This is a genomic window from Streptomyces sp. NPDC042336 (assembly GCF_055581985.1).
The window spans coordinates 1-3,019 of record NZ_JBVJEA010000085.1 but is presented as its reverse complement, the minus strand read 5'-3'; the positions used below and the strand labels follow the sequence as shown (position 1 = coordinate 3,019).

The window sequence follows — 3,019 nt, the reverse complement described above, 5'->3', positions numbered from 1 at the left end:
GCGCCTCTGCCCGCCGGCCCCGGGGCCGGCTCACACCGGCCGCCCGGACCCAGTTCCGCAGGGTCTCCGGGTTGATCCCCAGATCGGCGGCGACCGACCTGATCGTCGCCTCGGGCCGCGACTCGTACAGCGCGACCGCGTCCGCCTTGAACTGCGGAGGGTAGTTCTTCATGACCACGAGATGTCCGTTCTCAGATCCGCAGGATCCAGTGTCTCGTGTGTCCAACATCAAGGGTCAAGGCCCAGGTACAGCCCCTCCTCGTTGCCCTTCAGCAGCGCTATGCCGGACAGGTCGGGGAACCGGCAGTCTCCGACGGAACGAAGCCAGCGGACTCCGACGGACGGGAGCCGACCGATGCATCCGTCGACTGGTACGACTACTTCCACAGCGCCTGGCCTGGCTCACCTACGCGGATGAGCACGGCACGTTCCCGGATGCCGATGCCCTGGCGGCCTTCATCTACCAGCGGGACGGCATCACGGGGGAAGACGGACGGCCCATCGGCGGCGACGACCTGGCCGACTTCGTCAACCGCTTCCAGGAGGAAGCCGCCGACGGGCAGGATGCCGGGGCGCCGGCGGAAGATTCCGACGGGCGGGACACCGGACGGGACACGGACCTACTGAGATTGAACTCGTGGTGTCGTAGGTGCTGACGGCTCGCGGTCGGCTGCGGTATCACCGGGGCGTGCGGTATCCACAAGGGGGCGGGCGACCGCCGAACGGCAGCAGTTCCGCGAGGAGTTACGGCTGAAAGCGGCCGAGAGGTTCGCCCAGGGCGAGGCGAGCTCGTTGATCGCCAGGGACCTGCGGGTCAGTGTCCGTTCCGTGCTGCGTTGGCGGCAGATGTGGGACGAGGGCGGTCCGCGGGCTCTGCGGTCGCAGGGACTGGCGTCGCTGCCGAGGCTGAGCCAGAAGCAGTTCGCCCAGTTGGAGGCGGAGCTGGCCAAGGGGCCGGCCGCGCACGGCTGGGAGGACCAGCGGTGGACGCTCGCGCGGATCAAGACGGTGATCGGCCGACGCTTCCATCTGACGTACACCATCCAGGGCGTTCGGAAGCTGCTGGTGCGCAATGGCTGGTCGTGCCAGGTGCCGGCCCGACGCGCCGATGGAGCGGGATGACGAGGCGGTTGCCGGGTGGGTCAAGGAGATATGGCCCTGCGCGGAAGGCTCGCGGCGGCCCGTGGAGCCTGGCTCGTCTTCGAGGACGAAGCCGGGTTCTCCATGACGCCGCCGCAGGCGAAGACCTGGTCCCAGCGCGGCCGGACCCCTGTGGTGCGAGTGCGGGGCCGTTCCCGCAGACGGGTGTCCATTGCCGCGCTGACCTGCTACAAACCCGGCCACCGCTCCCGGCTGATCTACCGGCCGCGCCGGGACGACGGCCGCCGCGACGGGCGCAAGAGCTTCTCCCGCGCGACTACCAGGACCTGCTGATCGCCGCCCACCAGCAGCTCGGCGGCCCGATCGTGCTCGTCTGGGACAACCTCAACGTCCACAAAGCCGCCGACCTGCGGGAATGGGCGGAAGCCCGGGACTGGCTGGCCATCTACTACCTGCCGCCCTACGCACCCGACCTCAACCCCGTCGAAGGACTCTGGTCCCTCCTGCGACGCGGCTGGCTCTCCAACGTCGCCTTCAGCACCCCCGAACACCTCGTCCAGCGCATCCGCCGCGGACTGCGGCACATCCAGTACCGCAGAGACCTCATAGACGGCTGCCTCGCCGAGACCGGACTGACCATCCGGCCCACCTGAGCAACCATGCGACATCACGAGTTCAACCTCAGTAACAACCTCGTGCCCAGTAGACAGGGAGTCGTCGAGCTCTCGATCGTCGATCATGGTCGTGTGGTAGGGAATGTGTCTCGGGCGGCGATCATCAACGACCTGAGGATCACGGGGCTGTCGACCGATGTGATCGCAGAACTCGAAGCTGAGGTAGGCCCGTTGTGGCATGAACGGCACCAGGCCAGGCTTGAGTCGCGAGCACGGAAGCGGGCCATCGGCGCCGGGGCAAAGCACCGGCTGGTCTTTGTCGACCGGCTCCTGGCCGCGCTCGTGCACCTCCGCCACGCGAACCACGCATGGCGTGCTGGCCCGCTGCTTCGGTGTGGACCGCTCCACCATCACCCGGGCCATCGGCGAGGTACATCCACTACTCTCCGAGCGAGGCTGCACCGTCACCGCGGGAGTGCAGTTACGGACTCTGGATGTAGGCCCTGGGCTCCACCCGATCGTGGCCGTTCTGAAGGGGCCCATAGTCGTCATCTTGCTGACACTGCCGCTACCTACGACGGGTCATCACCGGTGCACGGTGCACATCCTGCCTTCGCGGCAATCTTGCCGAGGTCGCGTTCAGATGCACGACGGCAACATACCGGCAGGTTGAACCGTTGACCGGACGGGCGCGTTAAAGAGGAGCAAGCCTTACCCAACCTACTTCGGCTGCTTAGCCGAGGGGCGTGACGAGAGGCCCCAACCCCTGTTCTCCACCCGAACCACCCCCGGCCACGAGTCCAGCACGCGAAAGCGGTTCAGGCTGACAGCAACTCGCAGACCAGCTCAAGCGTCGAACTGGCAGGCATACCCTCGGTAAAAATGCCCCATCCGAAATATTCTGGAGGATTAGAGAATGCCACGACAAACGAAAACACCGGAAGAAGTGACGGCTTTCTTTAGAGGCTTTCTAAGCACTGAACCCCATGTCCCTTTTGTAGACTATTGCACAAGTCAGGGCGTGCCGCGAGAGACTGCCATGGGCTGGCGCCTCGGCGTCCGCATACGCGGGGGAATTGGCGGGCTGACGCAGTCTGAACGAGGATTGCTGAACGCGCGCATGGACCGCAGAAACAGGCCAGCTGCACCTGCATCTGCAGGTAGCCGTCAGAGGTCGCTGCAGCACCTGGCGGCGCCCCCTGCAGCAACGCGACAGGGCCTTCGAGAACGTCTCGAACCAGGGCGCCCTGTCGCCCCCTCCCGACCCGCCTCCGGGGCCGTGCCTCAGCCGGCCGCCCCGACAC

1 protein-coding gene and 1 pseudogene are annotated in these 3,019 nt (G+C 66.6%); one reads left to right on the top strand and one right to left on the bottom strand.

Annotated elements, in window-relative coordinates; translation table 11 throughout:
• A partial coding sequence (locus ACZ6IM_RS42420; RefSeq protein ID WP_469564586.1) for a transposase occupies positions 1–172 on the bottom strand: 172 nt, incomplete at its 3' end.
• Between the two features lie 516 nt (positions 173–688).
• Here ACZ6IM_RS42420 and ACZ6IM_RS42415 point away from each other — a divergent pair.
• Positions 689–1,754, top strand: a pseudogene (locus tag ACZ6IM_RS42415) (IS630 family transposase).
• The last annotated feature ends 1,265 nt before the right edge of the window (positions 1,755–3,019 follow it).